Source organism: Sporomusa termitida (genome assembly GCF_007641255.1).
Taxonomy (GTDB): Bacteria; Bacillota; Negativicutes; order Sporomusales; family Sporomusaceae; genus Sporomusa; species Sporomusa termitida.
The window spans coordinates 585,172-599,721 of record NZ_CP036259.1 but is presented as its reverse complement, the minus strand read 5'-3'; the positions used below and the strand labels follow the sequence as shown (position 1 = coordinate 599,721).

Here is a 14,550-nt window from a genome sequence, read left to right as displayed (position 1 = left end):
GCCTCCCCTAAATATAATTATCACTCGACACTATTCGAGATCCGCCTGAACTGTTTCATACGGAGACATATTATCATAAGACCTCATCAGCAACTTCCCGCCCGGCCTGGAGAAATGCCTGCACATTGCCCAGCGGCACACTGGGAGGAATATCGCACCCCGGCATAAGAATATAATTTGCAGCCTGACCAGCCTGCCGGATGCAGCGCCTGGCAGCCTGGGTTATCTCCCCGGGCGCTGCATCTTTAAGCAGCACCGGGTTTACGTTACCGGCCACGGCCACCTTACCCGCCAACACCCGCTGGGCTAAACCTAAATCCACTTTATAATCCAGCGATAGCAGATCAATATGCATAGCGGGCACAAGATACAAACGATCTTTAATATTGCCGCATATATGAAGGGTTGAAAAAGCACCCCGCTGCCTTAATTGCTGCGCAACCCGCCCAATATACGGAGCCACAAATTCCTCAAAGTGCCTGAGCGAAATAAGATCGCCGGAGGCAGTAGGCTCAGCAACAGAGATAATGTCCGCCCCTTCGTCAATCGCCGGCACCAGGTAGGCAAGGCAAATCTCCGTCATAACTGCCATCAGCGCATGTATTGCCTGTTTATCTTTAACCATACCCCGCATCAGCTTCTCAACCCCGTAAAACTGTCCGGCCAGCGTAAAGGGGCCCCAGCTGGAAGTCCCGACCAATACACTACTGCCGGTTTGCAATTGCACCTGCGTTATGATCGAGCGGATAGCCCGAATCCATTCGTGTTTGTCGATTTGTCCCAGGTCAAGCAAATCAACCGCAGCCACTTTGGCAAGAGCCGGTTGCAATACATCAATATTGCCTTGGGGCCGAAATTTAATCTCGCCGCCAAAGATATGCACAAGCAAATTATGATACCCTGAACCCGGCCAAACAATATCAGACTGAATCAATTGGTTAATCTCTACAATAACGGGAGCACCCAATTCCGGCTTTTCCAAAACCTCAAGCAGTGTTAACCCCTGCTGCCTAAAGGCCCAGGTTCCGCCGGACAGCAGCGCAGCCGGCACCCGGGGATGCTCAGACGGAAGGGTGTTTTTAGCCTGTAAAACCTGGAGAATCCTGTCCTTGGGCAACATATTGCCATCCCCCCTCAACTCATTTACCTGCCGGCAATGATTACACTAATTAAATCTTCGATCAGGGCTAAGCCGCCACGGTAGCCGGTATACCCCCTGTCAATAACAGCCCGGTTGGCTACCGGAAAGCTTACGCTCAGATGCCCGGCCCCCAGCGCCTTAGCCAGCTCACGGTCAAGTGAACTGCCAATAACAAAAGCCGGGCTAAGGGGATTGGCATATTTACCGGCCTGAGCCTGACTCTTGGACCAATGTTCCTGTACCGCCCCGGCAATGACACTGCCATCAGTGTGAAAAACCAACTCAGGGTATATACCGCTCGCCAGGTTGGTTATGAACCCGGTTATGACGTTTTTTTGCTCTTCATCCAGGATATCGGTAACCCCCACAACCTCCGGCAGCCAGCCCAAATCATCGGCCAAAAACCGGGTGATGCCTGCCGCATAGTTCGTGTCGCCGATAATAACAGCATATCGCTGCAAATCCATATCGTTAAAACAGTCGATCAGCGGTTCCAGCAGGTTGTAATAGCGTTTGGTCTCCGCTTGAATCAGGTTATCGACCAATCCCGGGTCCAGATTAAGTGCTGCCCCTACCGTACTCAAAAATGCACTGGTAGCAGACGGACCTACCGGCAGCGTGGTTGAAACAAAGGGGGTGCCGTGGATTTCCTGAGCGAGTTGAGCCGCACCTATCCCAAAGACGTCAGATATGACAATATTTAAAGCCGCGCCGCCAGCGTTCCTGATGCCGGCGATACTGTCGTCAACTGTAAAAAAGCTATTTACTGTCAGGCCCAGCTTTTCGAGCAAACGGCGCAGGCCGGTTAAATTGCCACGCCAGAAGACATCCATAAAAGGGGTAATCCCCCACAGGTTAACTAACCCAGGCTGTTTAGCCGCCGCTTTATCCACAAAGTTTTTAAATAAGCTTTGCAGTACTAAGTCATAACCCTGATAAGAATTACCGCGGAATCCGCCTGTTTCAGCAAAGAGGATCGGGATACCCTGCGCCTGCAACGGCCTTACTACTGAACCGACATCATCACCGATGACCTCGGTAACGCAGCTGGTCAGAACAACATAGATATCACCCTGCATGACCGCCAGTGTATTCCTGACCTCTTCCTCCAGCCGTTCGGCGCCGCCAAAGACAACCTCCCTTTCCTGGATATTGGAACCAGGCATGCTCAGCCCGCCGCAATAGCCGCCAACCTGCAGACCGCAGCCCCCGGCCTGCGTCCAGGTAAAATTACCGGCACACCCTGGTGGTGCATGGAGAATGGGCACTGCCTGAGGCAAAGCGCTCACAGTAGCAATAGCTCCCCCCAGGGCACAGGTATAGCGGGGTCTTTCAACAAAGTTGTAGTTGCTCATTCAAGGTCACCGCCTGCAGTTTCAATATACTTAAACGGGTCCTGCCGATACCAAGATTCCTGGTACGGCAGCTTGACATATTTACTAATATTGCCATTAAAGCGAGGGTTTTTCAACTGACGATACAAGCGCCGGGCCAGCTCATACGCCCCGCGGTAGCCCACATAATGCAAGCCCGTATTGTAGATGACATGGGTAGCAATACCCATTTTAGCTGCCGTACTATTACCATTCATATGCCCTAAAAAAACATCAGGCTGTATTTTGCGTAACAGATTGGCTTCTTCAAACGGCTGGCAATTGGCGATGTTGAGTGGATAATCTGTTCCGGTTATCCGTAACAGCTTTTCGTACTCAATATCGGCAAATTCATCATGGTGAAAAGCCCGGACGCCAACTACCTCAAAGCCCAGCTCGGCCAGCAGGATCGCTGTTGAGAGAGCCCGGAATTCTCCGGCACTAACGAACGCCTTTTTCCCTTTAAACATTGGTTTGAGCGGCGCAAGCGCCGCCGCAAGCTCGGCTTCTTCCTGCTTTATGATCGCGGTGGCCTTTGCGCCCAGCCCGAAAAACTCAGCGACATCCTGCAGCCATTTGCCGGTATTTTCAATACCTATCGGCATATGCCTGATAATAAACGGCACCTGGTATTTTTCCTGTAGATGGTTTAGCATATAATCATCATGCGTCGGACAGGTGCTAATTGATAAGTCGGCCGCTGCCATGCGCTGCATGGCACCCGGATCGGAAAAAACCGGAAAGATATTAACTGCCAGTTCCAATTCTCTCAGCAAACGCTCAAGTTCAACCTCATCGACTCGCCCCATAGACGACATATTCATTAAATTCACAGTTTTTCCGGACTTCTTATCGGCTATAAAGCCGGCCTCAGGCAACAAGGTACGGCCAATAGCATGGTAGACTGCATCATAGGCAGTTGCCCAGATTTTCGTCTTAAAGCCTTCACAGTGTACCGGCAGCAGCTTTGCTTCAACCGCAGGCTGGACCTGTTCTACCACGCCGTCCACATCATCGCCGATTATGCCGGGCACACAGCTGGCAACCACAAAAATGACCGAGGGCCGGTAACGCCTGTCAGCCGCAATAATCGCCTCAGCCAGTTTAGGCTCACCGCCACTAATTACATCGGCTTCGGTCAAGCCGGTAGACAGCCAGGTACCATCTTTAACTACACCCCAGCGGTGGTTATTGCCGGAGCGCACGCCGGCGTTACCGCCATGGCAGGATGAACCACAGCCCAGACCGCCGTGCATGAGGACAACACTGTTCGGGATACTGTTCATTGTCCCTAATGCCGGCAATAACAGACAGATCGAATTCTGCGTAAACCGGCGTTCACTGTTAGGCAGGCAGCACTGCAGCCGGCGGGTAGCAAGATCGCCAAGCGCTGCCCCGTGCGCAATACAGGCTTGTAGCCGGTCTTCCCGCCGCGGCGGCTCCTTTAGCTTGAAATAACTCATTTTTCTCCTCCTTATACACCCTGAACCGTATCTGCTGCAAATACCGCCAGATAACAGTCCACCTGTACGGCTCAATAATTAGTTACTGGCAGCTTTCAACAGCCCGCCGTTCATAAAGCATTGCTGCAAAGTCGGTTGTCCCGCCGGGTATGCCACACGCATCAGCCCGGCACTGCTGGCAATGGTTAATTACCGGTAAATAAGCCCCGGCAATGCTGCGGGCAGCCTTGAGCTCCCGGCAGTCCGGCGGGCGGTGATTGCGGAATTCGTGTTCAGGAATAAGCGGAATAATATTAATAAACGCCGCCCCGGCCTGCGCTGCTGTTTTGGCAATGTCGCCGATATGCCGGTCGTTAATGCCGGGAATAAGAACAGTGTTAACCTTTACTGTCACCCCTAGGCTTACCGCCTTATCAATGCCTGCCAGTTGCGCCAGAATAAGCCAGCGTGCTGCCATCTCGCCGGTTATATACTGACCGTTATGTGTAATATGAGAGCAAATCCTGGCCAAGGTTTTGACATCTACGGCATTTATCGTCACGGTAATTGTTCTTACACCAGCCTTTACCAGGCCATCAATTTTTTCTTTTAGCAATAAACCGTTAGTGCTCAGACACTTAATCAGGTTAGGATAACGCGCGTGAACCAGCCGGAAGGTCTCTAATGCGTAATCACCGGCCAAGGTATCACCAGGGCCGGCAATGCCGACAACGGTTAGCTCAGGGCATAATGAAACTGCCCTATCCAGAACCCCTACTGCGTCTTCAGGTGTCAATAAAGTCCGGCTAACACCAGGCCGGTTTTCGTCTTTATTAAAGCCCCGTTTACAAAAGCGGCATTGAATATTGCATACCGGGCTGACAGGCAGGTGGATGCGTCCGAATTTTCCATGGGCTTCAGCATTAAAGCAAGGATGTTTGGCGATATCGTGCTCCCCCTTGCATTGGCTCATGAGACCACCCCCTAATAATTAATTCTGCTTAGATTACCGCAGCCCAAGCCCGGCAAGTTTGTGCGCTACCGCACACCACGAACGTTTGGCATAAACTAACGGAACCGCCTGAGCTTTGGCATGATTTTTTACTGCTTTGGCAATATTGTGATTAACATAATCAGTAAATACCAAGACAAAATCCACTGACTTAGGTATTGATACCCTTTTTATTTCCCCGGGATTTCTCCCGGTTATGTGGGCGATTTCGGTTACCCCCATCTCACGCATTTTCTTTTCGATTTTCCCTAAATAATCAGCGCCTACGACCATGGCCGTCATAACCTCATCCCCCTTACATTCACTTAATTAATAAAAAGAGGCAACCGGACATTCTGCCTTACACAGAATGGTGGTTACCTCTGGTTACTTCCAGTCAGTAATTAATGCGGCAGCCTTATAAATTTTGGCGTAAAATCACGATTTCTCATAGATTGTATTGGTGTTACATACAAGCATGGCCAAAAATCAAAAGAGGCAATCGAGACTAATTATAGCCAACGATCACCTCCGGTATTCCGGTCAGCAAAAATACGATTTCTTGATTAGGATTATGGTAGCACAGAGTCCAAACAGGTGTCAACCCCCAACGGGCATTATCTATAATTTTAATAAAATTCCCTTGCACTTTTTTACTTCTTATCATATAATTGCCACAAAAGCTGAATATGCCAGGCTGATCAGACATACTGAAGGCCAAAAGAAACGGAACCGTTTCTTTTGGCCTTTTTTATTTTTTGACTTATAAGTTCAGCCATTGAAAAGAAGTATAGTAACATTCACAAAAAGGAGGTACTAACTAATGGCTAAAGACCAAATGACGCCAATTGAACGGTTGTCCGCCTACAGCCGGGGAAAATCTATTGACCGTCTGCCCTGTGTTCCCATTGTGGGCAACACAGCGGCCCGCGTAATCGGTGTCAAAGTCAGCGAGCTGCCGGCAAACGGTAAACTGCTGGCGCAAGCGCAGATTGGCGCTTACCGCCGCTTTGGCTACGACATTATCCGTATCTTTACGGACCTGTATGGTCAGGCTGAAGCCATGGGGGCCGTCATTCGCTATCCAAAGGATGAAACAGCCTATCTGGATCAGCCAGCCCTCACCGATATAAGCCAAATTGACCGTTTATCGCCGGCCAACCCTTATCAGGACGGCAATCTCCCCCAGCAATTGGAGGCCATGAGGATTGCAGTGGAGGAGGTAGGCAAAGAGGTTGTTGTGACCGGGGCACTCACCGCCCCTTTTACTAATGCTTCCTTTCTTATTGGTGCCGAAAATCTGACCAGGCTTGTTGCCAAAAATCCTGAAGCTGTACATCGCTTATGCCGCTTATCATTGGAAACCTCTTTAAACTATGCCAAAGCAATCATTGATGCGGGGTGCACCCCCAGCCTCACCGATCCAATGTCATCAGCCACCATTATCAGCCCAAAAAAATTTGAAGAGTTCTCCCTCCCTTACCTGCAGCAATTGATTGAATATATTCACTCCCGGGGTAAATCGGTGACCCTGCATATTTGCGGCAAGACGGCCAAGATATGGGAACTCATGGCCAATGCCGGTGCTGATTGTATCAGCATCGATAATGCGGCCAGCCTCACAGAGGCTAAAGGCCAGATTGGTAACCGGCTGCGCCTGATGGGTAATGTTAAACCGTCAGAGGTTATGCTGCAAGGCTCCCAGGCCGATGTCCGCCTGGCCGTACTGGGCGGCGTCCGTGAAGCCCACGATAATCCCAAAGGCTATATTGTCGCTTCAGGCTGCAGTTTGCCGACAGAAACCCCTTTCGCCAACATTGATGCCATGCTTGATGCCGTCCGTGAAATCGGCTATCCCATCACTGAGGAGAAACTCAATGACCTGGAGCAGAGGTGGTCAACATGACCATGCTGACCGAAAAACAGCGCTTACTGGCAGCATTAAGCAAACAACCGGCAGACCGCCCGCCAGTTATCTGCCCAGGCGGGATGATGAATGCCGCCATTGTTGATGTCATGAACAGCAGCAATCAAACCCTGCCGGCCGCCCACTCTGACGCGGTATTAATGGCAAACCTGGCCTATGCTGTTCACAATCACACCGGCTTTGAGAACTTCGGCCTCCCTTTTTGCATGACAGTCGAAGCCGAGTTATTAGGCAGTGAGATTGATTTAGGCACCTTTACCTGCGAGCCCAAAATAAGCAGAGAGGTATTTTCGTCAGCCACTCAGGTTGAATATAAAGATATCTCCACAATCCTGACTGCGGGAAGAATCCCGGTAGTCTGCCAGGCCGCCTCAATTCTGTCCACAGAGTATCCGGATATTCCGGTTATTGGCAGTCTGACCGGACCAGTAAGCACAGCAGCCTCAATCATTGACCCAATCCCCTTTCTGAAAGATCTGCGTAAAAATGCCCCTGCCGCGCACCGGGTCTTTGACTATGTAACCGGCCTGTTAATCGGCTTTGCCCATAAACTGATTGACCACGGCGCAACGGTGATTGCTATTGGTGATCCAACTGCAACGGGGGAAATCCTCGGTCCCAAGCTATTCAACGAATACGCCGTTACCTATATTAACAAATTAATTGCAGCTGTCCAGCACAGGAATGTCCCGGTGATTGTCCATATCTGCGGCAATCTGAATAGCGTAAAACCCCTTATAGCCAGCCTCAAGGCCAACGCAATCAGCACTGATGCCATTGTCAATTTAAAGCAGTTAAAAGCTGAGTTCCCTCAGCTGACTACCATGGGAAATATCAGCACCTATCTCCTGGAGTACGGCCCGCCGGAAAAGGTGGCTCTGCAAGCCAGAAATCTGCTGGCCCAGGGTATTGATATCATAGCACCGGCCTGCGGTCTCAGCACCTCAAGCGCTTTAGCCAATATCCAGGCCATGACTCACACCGTCAAGGGAATTCAAGCCAACGAGAGGACGTGAACCAGTGGCCTTACTACGCTTCTGGCAGGAAACCGGCCAGGCAGACGCGGTTCCGGTTAGTTACGAGTTGCCTGGCAACATCACGATTCTGGCGGCGGCCAGGGCAGCCGGTGTTCTGGTGGAATCACCGTGTAATGGTGCCGGCACCTGTGGTAAATGCAAGGTGAGAATCCCTGCCGCTTCCCGGTCTGCACTCCGCAGCCTGGCTGGCTGCCGCCACCCGCTGACAACCGAGGAGGTAAGCCAGGGCATTTTTCTTGGCTGCATGACCGAGATTCAAGCCCAGTCAGTTCCATCCGCCGACCCATTTATCGACATTTTTATCATCGAACGCCAAGACACTGCCAATGTGCAAATACTGAGCCAGGGGAGACAGCTTGACATCGCGCTTGATCCCCTCATTAGAAAACAGTATATCCCCGATACTGCTATGACTGAGGTACTATCCGGGCCATTGTTACTGGGAACAGAGCCGGGCGACTCTACCGGGGTAGCGCGCGGACTTGTTGTTGATATCGGCACCACGACCCTGGTCGCTGCATTATTTGACCTGACCACCGGCCGCGAATTAGCCTCAGTGTCAGCCCTCAATCCCCAGAGCCTTCATGCCCAGGATGTCCTGTCCCGGATAAAACTGGGGGCCACAGCCGAGGGCTTGTCAGTTCTGCATACAGATATAATTAGTGCAATCAATTCCCTGATTGGACAACTGGCTCACGATACGGCTATCAGTCCAAACACAATCTACGAGGTTGTATTTAGCGGCAATACCTGCATGCTGCACCTGGCTATGGCTGCCGACCCGGCCTCACTGGGCAAATATCCGTATACCCCGTTGCTCTGGGGCGACAGTTATCATGCTGCATCAGAAGTTGGCCTTGCTGCCGCCCCGTTCGCCCAGGTTTACCTGCCGCCGGTAATGTCTGCTTATGTAGGCGCAGATATCACTGCCGGGATTTTGGCCGCCGACCTGGCCAATCTTACAGGCACTACTTTGTTTGTCGATATCGGAACAAACGGGGAAATGGCGCTGGCTGTCAACGGCCGCCTCTCAGTCACCTCAACAGCAGCCGGACCGGCCTTTGAAGGCATGAATATCACCTGCGGCATGAGAGCCGCACCAGGAGCTATCGAGAAATTCACAGTTGAGCCGGATGGTACCGTTGTGCTGAAGACGATCGCCGACAGTCCGGCTGTCGGCATTTGCGGCAGCGGCCTGCTAGACATAGTAGGTGAGCTTGTCAGAACCAAAATAATCAATAAGACCGGCAGGTTTGCCGGCCTGGAAACTAATGCTGCCCACCCCTTGCAGCAGCGTCTGCAGAAAGAAAACGGTAAAACAGCTTTTACCATTCACCAATCAGTCTATCTATCGCAAAAAGATATTCGTCAGGTCCAGCTTGCCAAAGGCGCCATCCGCGCGGGTATTGAATGCCTGCTTAATGCCAATGGTCTTGTCCCGGCCGATGTTGACCGGGTGTTTATCGCCGGTTCATTTGGCTTTCACCTTAATGCTGATAGTTTAATCAATATTGGCATGCTGCCAAATCAGTTCCAGGGCAGAATTAGTTTTCTTGGCAATACTGCCAAAACAGGCGGTCAGGCCCTGCTCTTAAATCAAGGAGCCCGGCAAGCCGTTGCCGCCTTAATTAAAAAAGTAGCGGTTGTAGAGCTGGCCACATACAGCGACTTTGATAAAACCTTTGTCAGTTGCTTAAATTTTCAAGGAGGTATTGCTAATGAGTGATCAACCTGCTTCCGACCATCTAAGCTGTTCCAGCTGCCACCAGCTAAACTGTTATCGCCGTGACAAACGGTTTCCTGACTTTTGCCTGAGTGTGACCCCGCGCGGTCCGGCCGACATTGATGCTGAAATAGAAACGGTCAAGGAGCTTTATCTCGAAGAAGGTTCTGACCGCAGTATGGCTCTGGCAGCTGCCGAGATTGAGGGATTATATTATGGTAAGCTTACGCGGGTCGAAGAAATCATTGCTTTTGCCAAAAGAATTGGCGCGAAAAAAATCGGTATCGCTACCTGCATTGGGCTCATTGATGAAACGCGTGTCTTTGTCCGGGTACTTGCCGCTAAAGGTCTTGACAGCTACAGTGTCCTCTGCAAAGTAGGCTCAATTGATAAAACAGAAATCGGCGTACCCCCTGAATATAAGGTGCAGCAGGGCTGCCATGAATCCCTGTGCAATCCGATCCTCCAGGCCCGGCTGCTCAATCAGGCCGGTACTGACCTGAATATTATTGTGGGTTTATGCGTCGGCCATGATTCTTTATTCATCAAACACTCTGAGGCCCCGGTCACGACCCTGATTACCAAGGACCGGGTGTTAGGCCACAATCCGGCAGCAGCACTTTATACCAGCGGTTTTTATTACAAACGGCTTCTACAAGAAGAAAAGGAGTGATCACCAGTGTTTAAGCATCGACTGATTAGTACAGGCCTCGCTGTTTCCCTGATTCTTAGCCTCCTGCTGGCCGGCTGCGGCCAACAAAAGGCGCCGCAGGCAGCATCCACGCCAGCGCAGTCAACTGCCCCGGCCGATAAAATCAAATTCAACATCGGTTACCTGCCGGCAGTTGGTCACGTACTCTATTTTGTCGCCAAAGAGAAAGGCTTCTATGAGCAGGAAGGGCTTGATGTCGAGCTTTTTCAATTCACCAACTCCGGTGAAGGTCTAAATGCCATAAAAGCCGGCAAACTGGACGCCGGTTCTTTTGGCACAGCAGCCCCACAGGTCTTCATCGCCAAGGGGACTCCCTTTGTAGACATCGGCGGTATGCAAAGTGAAGGCCATGCCGTTGTCACCAAACCTGAAAATGCCCAGCAATTTTCCACCCTGCAGGGATTTGTCGGCAAAAAGGTGGCTACCGTTCGCCTGGCAACCGGGGATGCGGTCTGGCGCTCAGCCCTGTCTAAAGCCGGTATTGACTGGAAAACCCAGGTAATCATCCAGGAGCTTGATTCGCCGGCTGCCGTGCTTGAGGCAGTAAAAAAAGGCGCAGCCGATGCCGGCCTGGTATGGGTTCCCTTTTCTGAGATGGCTGAAAAACAAGGGCTGACGCTTGTTTCCTGGTCGTCCGAGTACATGGACGGTCATGTCTGCTGCCGGGTAGTAGCCCTTGATGATAAACTAACAACTAACAAAGAGGCTTATATCCGGTTTAGCCGCGCCAGCATTCGCGCCTATGATTTTTACATCAACAACCAGGCGGAAACCTTGGATATCCTCAGCAAATATGTCAAACTGGATAAAGAACTGCTCAGAAACTCCACCTATAGCGGTCACATCCATAGCATTCCCGATCCTGACAAAAAACGTTTTGTTGCCTTTTGGGAAGCTATGAAAGCTGCCGGTTATATCCAAAGTGATATCGATATCACCAAACATGTAAATAGTGATATCTATAAAACAGCACTGGACCAACTAAAACAAAGGGAACCGCAAAATACCACTTATCAACAGCTTGACAAAGACTTTGTGGTGAACAACCTATAAGCTTGAAAGGAGGATGGCTGTGGCCTTATTGCATCTCGACTCAGTGTCTCTTACCTATCCGGGCGATGATCTTCCCGCCATAGCCAATCTGTCTCTGACCATTAACCAAGGTGAGCTTCTGGCAGTAGTCGGCCCCAGCGGCTGCGGTAAAAGCTCCACGATCGGGCTCCTGGCCGGACTAACGCCGGTCACCGGCGGCCTGCTTACCCTTAACGGCAACCCCATTGTCGCCCCCGGCCCCGACAGGGCGGTAGTTTTTCAGGATTACTCCCTGTTTCCCTGGATGACAGCCCTTGACAACATTAGTTTTGCCTTGCAGGAATCAGGCCGTGCCACAGGTAAAGCAGCCAAACACGAAGCACGCAAACTATTGGATATGGTCGGTCTTGGCAGTTACAGCCATAAATACCCTGCGGAACTGTCTGGCGGCATGCGTCAGCGGGTGGCTATCGCCCGGGCCTTTGCGCTTGACGCTCCAGTCTACCTCATGGATGAGCCCTTTGGCGCTGTTGATGCCAGAAACCGGGTAAGCCTGCAAGAATTGTTACTCAAGCTGTGGACTGGAGACGGCAACAAGAAAACTATCTTTCTGGTAACTCACGATATTGATGAAGCTTTATATCTCGCCGACCGTATTGCCGTATTTACCCCTGGCCCGGGTCGGATCCTGAAGCTTATTGATGTGCCTTTCCCCCGCCCCCGGCGCCGTTTTTTTCTGGTTCAGGATCCGCACTACATCTCACTGCGCAATGAAATTCTCTCCTTGCTGCAGAAAGAAATCCTGGAAGAGCTGCAGCAAGTGGAAGGAGGCGCAGGTATATGAGCCAGGTAAGCCGTGACCGGCTTGTAGTGGGAATTGCCACCCTGCTGCTGTGGCAGCTAAGTACCGCTTGGTTAAAGCTGCTTGACCCGCAACTCTTTCCAACCCCAGCACAGGTCTTTAGCCTGCTTGCCGAAGACCGGCAAGTATTTCTAAAAAGCTTAGTGAGTTCTGTTAATCTGCTGTTTTGGGGTTACACCCTGGCAGTACTGCTCGCTGTCCCCCTGGGGCTTGTTATTGGCTGGAAGCGCCGCCTGCGCCTGGCGATTGAACCGATCACCAATATTCTGGGTCCGATCCCGCCTATCGTCTATATTCCTTATGCCATTGCCATCCTGCCGACCTTTACCCTATCTTCGGTATTTGTTATATTTATCGGCGCGTTTTGGCCGCTGTTTATCAATACCCTCTCTGGTGTGGAGGCTTTGGAAAAAGGCATAGTGGACTCGGCCAGAACTATCGGCGTAAGCCGCAAATCGATGCTTATTAACATTCTCTTGCCGGGAGCCATGCCGCATATCGTCAGCGGCGGTGCCATCAGCCTGGTATTGGCCTTTATCCTGTTAACAGCCGCTGAAATGATTGGTGCAACAAGCGGTTTAGGTTGGTATGTAAAGTACTTCTCAGACTTTGCCGACTACCCGCGGGTAGTCGCCGGTATAATTGTCATCGGCGCTGTTGTCCTTACACTAATGACCCTCTACAGGCGTTTTACCGGTTACCTGCTGCGCTGGCGGAAATAATGGAGAATAAATATGTGTAACACTAAACAGCATCATATTCCTTTATAAGGAATATGATGCTGTTTTACGGAAAAAGCTATTTACTCTGTTAGTAATAAAGGCAGCCGGCCTTGCGTTGCCAGGATTAGACGGTTCTCAACCTCGACCCAGTTTATTAGTTTTAACCAGTCCTGTACGTAGGCCTCGCGATTATATTGATAATCAAGATAGTAGGCATGCTCCCATACGTCCAGCACAAGCAGCGGGATAGCGCCCCACTGGGTGAGGTTTTGATGTTTCTCGGCAATCAGAACCTCTAGGTGATTCCACGCCGGATTCCAGACGAGTATCCCCCAGCCGGAGGCCTCCACTCTGGTGGCGGCAGTGGCAAACTGCTCAATAAAGCTGTCAAAGCTCCCGAAATATTTATTGATTTCTTTCAACGTACGCGGGCCGGGCTCACCGCCACAGCCCACAGGGGCCATAATCGTCCAGTAAATGCTGTGCAGAATATGTCCGGAACCATTAAAAGCCAGTTCATTTTCCCAATATTTCACATATGTGAAGTCACTGCGCCGCCGCGCCTCCACCAGCGCTAATTCGGCTTTATTTAAGCCCTCCACATACGCTTTGTGATGATGGTTGTGGTGGATCCTGATGGTATCGGCGCCAATAACCGGTTCAAGGGCATTGTATGGATAGGGCAATGGCGGCAGCTTATGCTTGCCCGGGGGAACATAGCGCCGCAAAGCTTGATTTGCCATCGGCATAAACCTCCTGTCTCCTTAACCTATCTGTTGTTATATTATATTGGCGAATGCAAAAGCTGTGACAATATCCGATTACCTTATTCTTCACTACTTTTATTTGGATAACCTGAGTGGGTTTTGCGGTTAATAAACAGCTGCCCTTTCGAGTCAATGCCGGCATAGGTCACCTCAGACAGATCGTGGATGTTCCTGGCCGCTAATTGTTTTTCCAGCCAGGCCTGCGAGTAGTTCTGTTTATGTAAATTATGTTCAATGATTACCCCATCCATAATTAGCTCCAGCGGGAACGAAGGATTAGGCAGGTGAATATTAAAATCACTTTTAGTTAAGGGCTGATAATCAGCTTTTTTTATTACACTTAAATCACCTGTAGTTTCCAAAATAGCGTATTGTACTTCAGCGGGATCCAAAATCCCTTGCTGACGTAAGTGCCCGTTCAACTCATCAAGATCATAGCGCAGGCTATGCATGTTGGCTTCAATAATACGCCCATTCTCGATCACAATCGTCGGCGAGCCGTCAATTAGTTTCCTGAGCGGACGGCTTCTTATGGTAATAAGTGATAGTACATAGGTTAAGGCGACAAACAGGACCATGTCATAATAATGGTTCCACACTTTATCCACATCGGCGGCGGCAATATTGGCAGCAAGGGAACCGATTGTTATACCGCTTACATATTCATAGAAGGTTAGCTGGCCGACCTGGGTTTTGCCAAGAAACCGGGTAAAAACCAGCAGGCTTAAAAATACCAGCGTGGTCTGCCAGGTATCGCGAATATACTCCTGCCATTCCATAATAGCTTCCTCCTTTGCAACGCCTTCCCCTGTATAGGCTTC

15 protein-coding genes are annotated in these 14,550 nt (G+C 50.7%); 7 read left to right on the top strand and 8 right to left on the bottom strand.

Going from position 1 to position 14,550, the window contains the following annotated elements; translation table 11 throughout:
- Positions 1-73: 73 nt before the first annotated feature.
- From SPTER_RS02635 to SPTER_RS24515, 6 genes are all read right to left on the bottom strand, one after another.
- Positions 74-1,120 carry a uroporphyrinogen decarboxylase family protein gene (locus SPTER_RS02635; protein ID WP_144348928.1) on the bottom strand — a complete coding sequence of 349 codons (1,047 nt, stop codon included), beginning with the start codon at positions 1,118-1,120 and terminating at the stop codon, positions 74-76.
- 23 nt (positions 1,121-1,143) lie between these two features.
- A complete protein-coding gene (locus SPTER_RS02630; protein WP_144348927.1) occupies positions 1,144-2,496 on the bottom strand; it encodes a nitrogenase component 1 in 1,353 nt (450 codons plus the stop codon).
- Positions 2,493-3,977, bottom strand: coding sequence for a nitrogenase component 1 (locus tag SPTER_RS02625; RefSeq protein WP_144348926.1), 1,485 nt, complete (start codon positions 3,975-3,977; stop codon positions 2,493-2,495). Before SPTER_RS02625 ends, SPTER_RS02630 begins: the two co-directional genes overlap by 4 nt.
- Positions 3,978-4,059: 82 nt before the next feature.
- Positions 4,060-4,929, bottom strand: coding sequence for a radical SAM protein (locus tag SPTER_RS02620; protein ID WP_144348925.1), 870 nt, complete (start codon positions 4,927-4,929; stop codon positions 4,060-4,062).
- A gap of 33 nt (positions 4,930-4,962) precedes the next feature.
- Positions 4,963-5,250, bottom strand: a complete 288-nt coding sequence (locus tag SPTER_RS02615; RefSeq protein WP_144348924.1) for a DUF2325 domain-containing protein — start codon at positions 5,248-5,250, stop codon at positions 4,963-4,965.
- Positions 5,251-5,455: 205 nt separating this feature from the next.
- Positions 5,456-5,656, bottom strand: a complete 201-nt coding sequence (locus SPTER_RS24515; RefSeq protein ID WP_170233119.1) for a hypothetical protein — start codon at positions 5,654-5,656, stop codon at positions 5,456-5,458.
- Between the two features lie 114 nt (positions 5,657-5,770).
- Here SPTER_RS24515 and SPTER_RS02610 point away from each other — a divergent pair, with 114 nt between their 5' ends.
- From SPTER_RS02610 to SPTER_RS02580, 7 genes are read left to right on the top strand one after another with little or no spacing between them, the layout of a single operon-like run.
- The gene (locus tag SPTER_RS02610) at positions 5,771-6,853 is read left to right on the top strand and encodes a uroporphyrinogen decarboxylase family protein (protein ID WP_144348923.1); all 1,083 of its coding nucleotides are present in this window, start codon (positions 5,771-5,773) and stop codon (positions 6,851-6,853) included.
- A complete protein-coding gene (locus SPTER_RS02605; RefSeq protein WP_144348922.1) occupies positions 6,850-7,890 on the top strand; it encodes a uroporphyrinogen decarboxylase family protein in 1,041 nt (346 codons plus the stop codon). Before SPTER_RS02610 ends, SPTER_RS02605 begins: the two co-directional genes overlap by 4 nt.
- A 4-nt stretch (positions 7,891-7,894) precedes the next feature.
- The gene (locus tag SPTER_RS02600) at positions 7,895-9,637 is read left to right on the top strand and encodes an ASKHA domain-containing protein (protein ID WP_246105450.1); all 1,743 of its coding nucleotides are present in this window, start codon (positions 7,895-7,897) and stop codon (positions 9,635-9,637) included.
- Entirely contained in the window at positions 9,630-10,307 is a 678-nt protein-coding gene (locus SPTER_RS02595; protein ID WP_144348921.1) for a DUF1847 domain-containing protein, read from the top strand. Before SPTER_RS02600 ends, SPTER_RS02595 begins: the two co-directional genes overlap by 8 nt.
- Positions 10,308-10,313: 6 nt before the next feature.
- Positions 10,314-11,399 carry an ABC transporter substrate-binding protein gene (locus SPTER_RS02590; RefSeq protein WP_144348920.1) on the top strand — a complete coding sequence of 362 codons (1,086 nt, stop codon included), beginning with the start codon at positions 10,314-10,316 and terminating at the stop codon, positions 11,397-11,399.
- Between the two features lie 19 nt (positions 11,400-11,418).
- The gene (locus SPTER_RS02585; RefSeq protein WP_144348919.1) at positions 11,419-12,222 is read left to right on the top strand and encodes an ABC transporter ATP-binding protein; all 804 of its coding nucleotides are present in this window, start codon (positions 11,419-11,421) and stop codon (positions 12,220-12,222) included.
- Positions 12,219-12,962 (top strand): ABC transporter permease, encoded by a 744-nt coding sequence (locus SPTER_RS02580; protein ID WP_144348918.1) that lies wholly within the window; start codon positions 12,219-12,221, stop codon positions 12,960-12,962. Before SPTER_RS02585 ends, SPTER_RS02580 begins: the two co-directional genes overlap by 4 nt.
- Before the next feature lie 80 nt (positions 12,963-13,042).
- Here the strand turns inward: SPTER_RS02580 and SPTER_RS02575 are convergent, their stop codons facing one another.
- Positions 13,043-13,705, bottom strand: coding sequence for a superoxide dismutase (locus SPTER_RS02575; protein WP_144348917.1), 663 nt, complete (start codon positions 13,703-13,705; stop codon positions 13,043-13,045).
- 83 nt (positions 13,706-13,788) lie between these two features.
- A complete protein-coding gene (locus SPTER_RS02570; protein WP_144348916.1) occupies positions 13,789-14,508 on the bottom strand; it encodes a DUF421 domain-containing protein in 720 nt (239 codons plus the stop codon).
- Between the last annotated feature and the right edge of the window lie 42 nt (positions 14,509-14,550).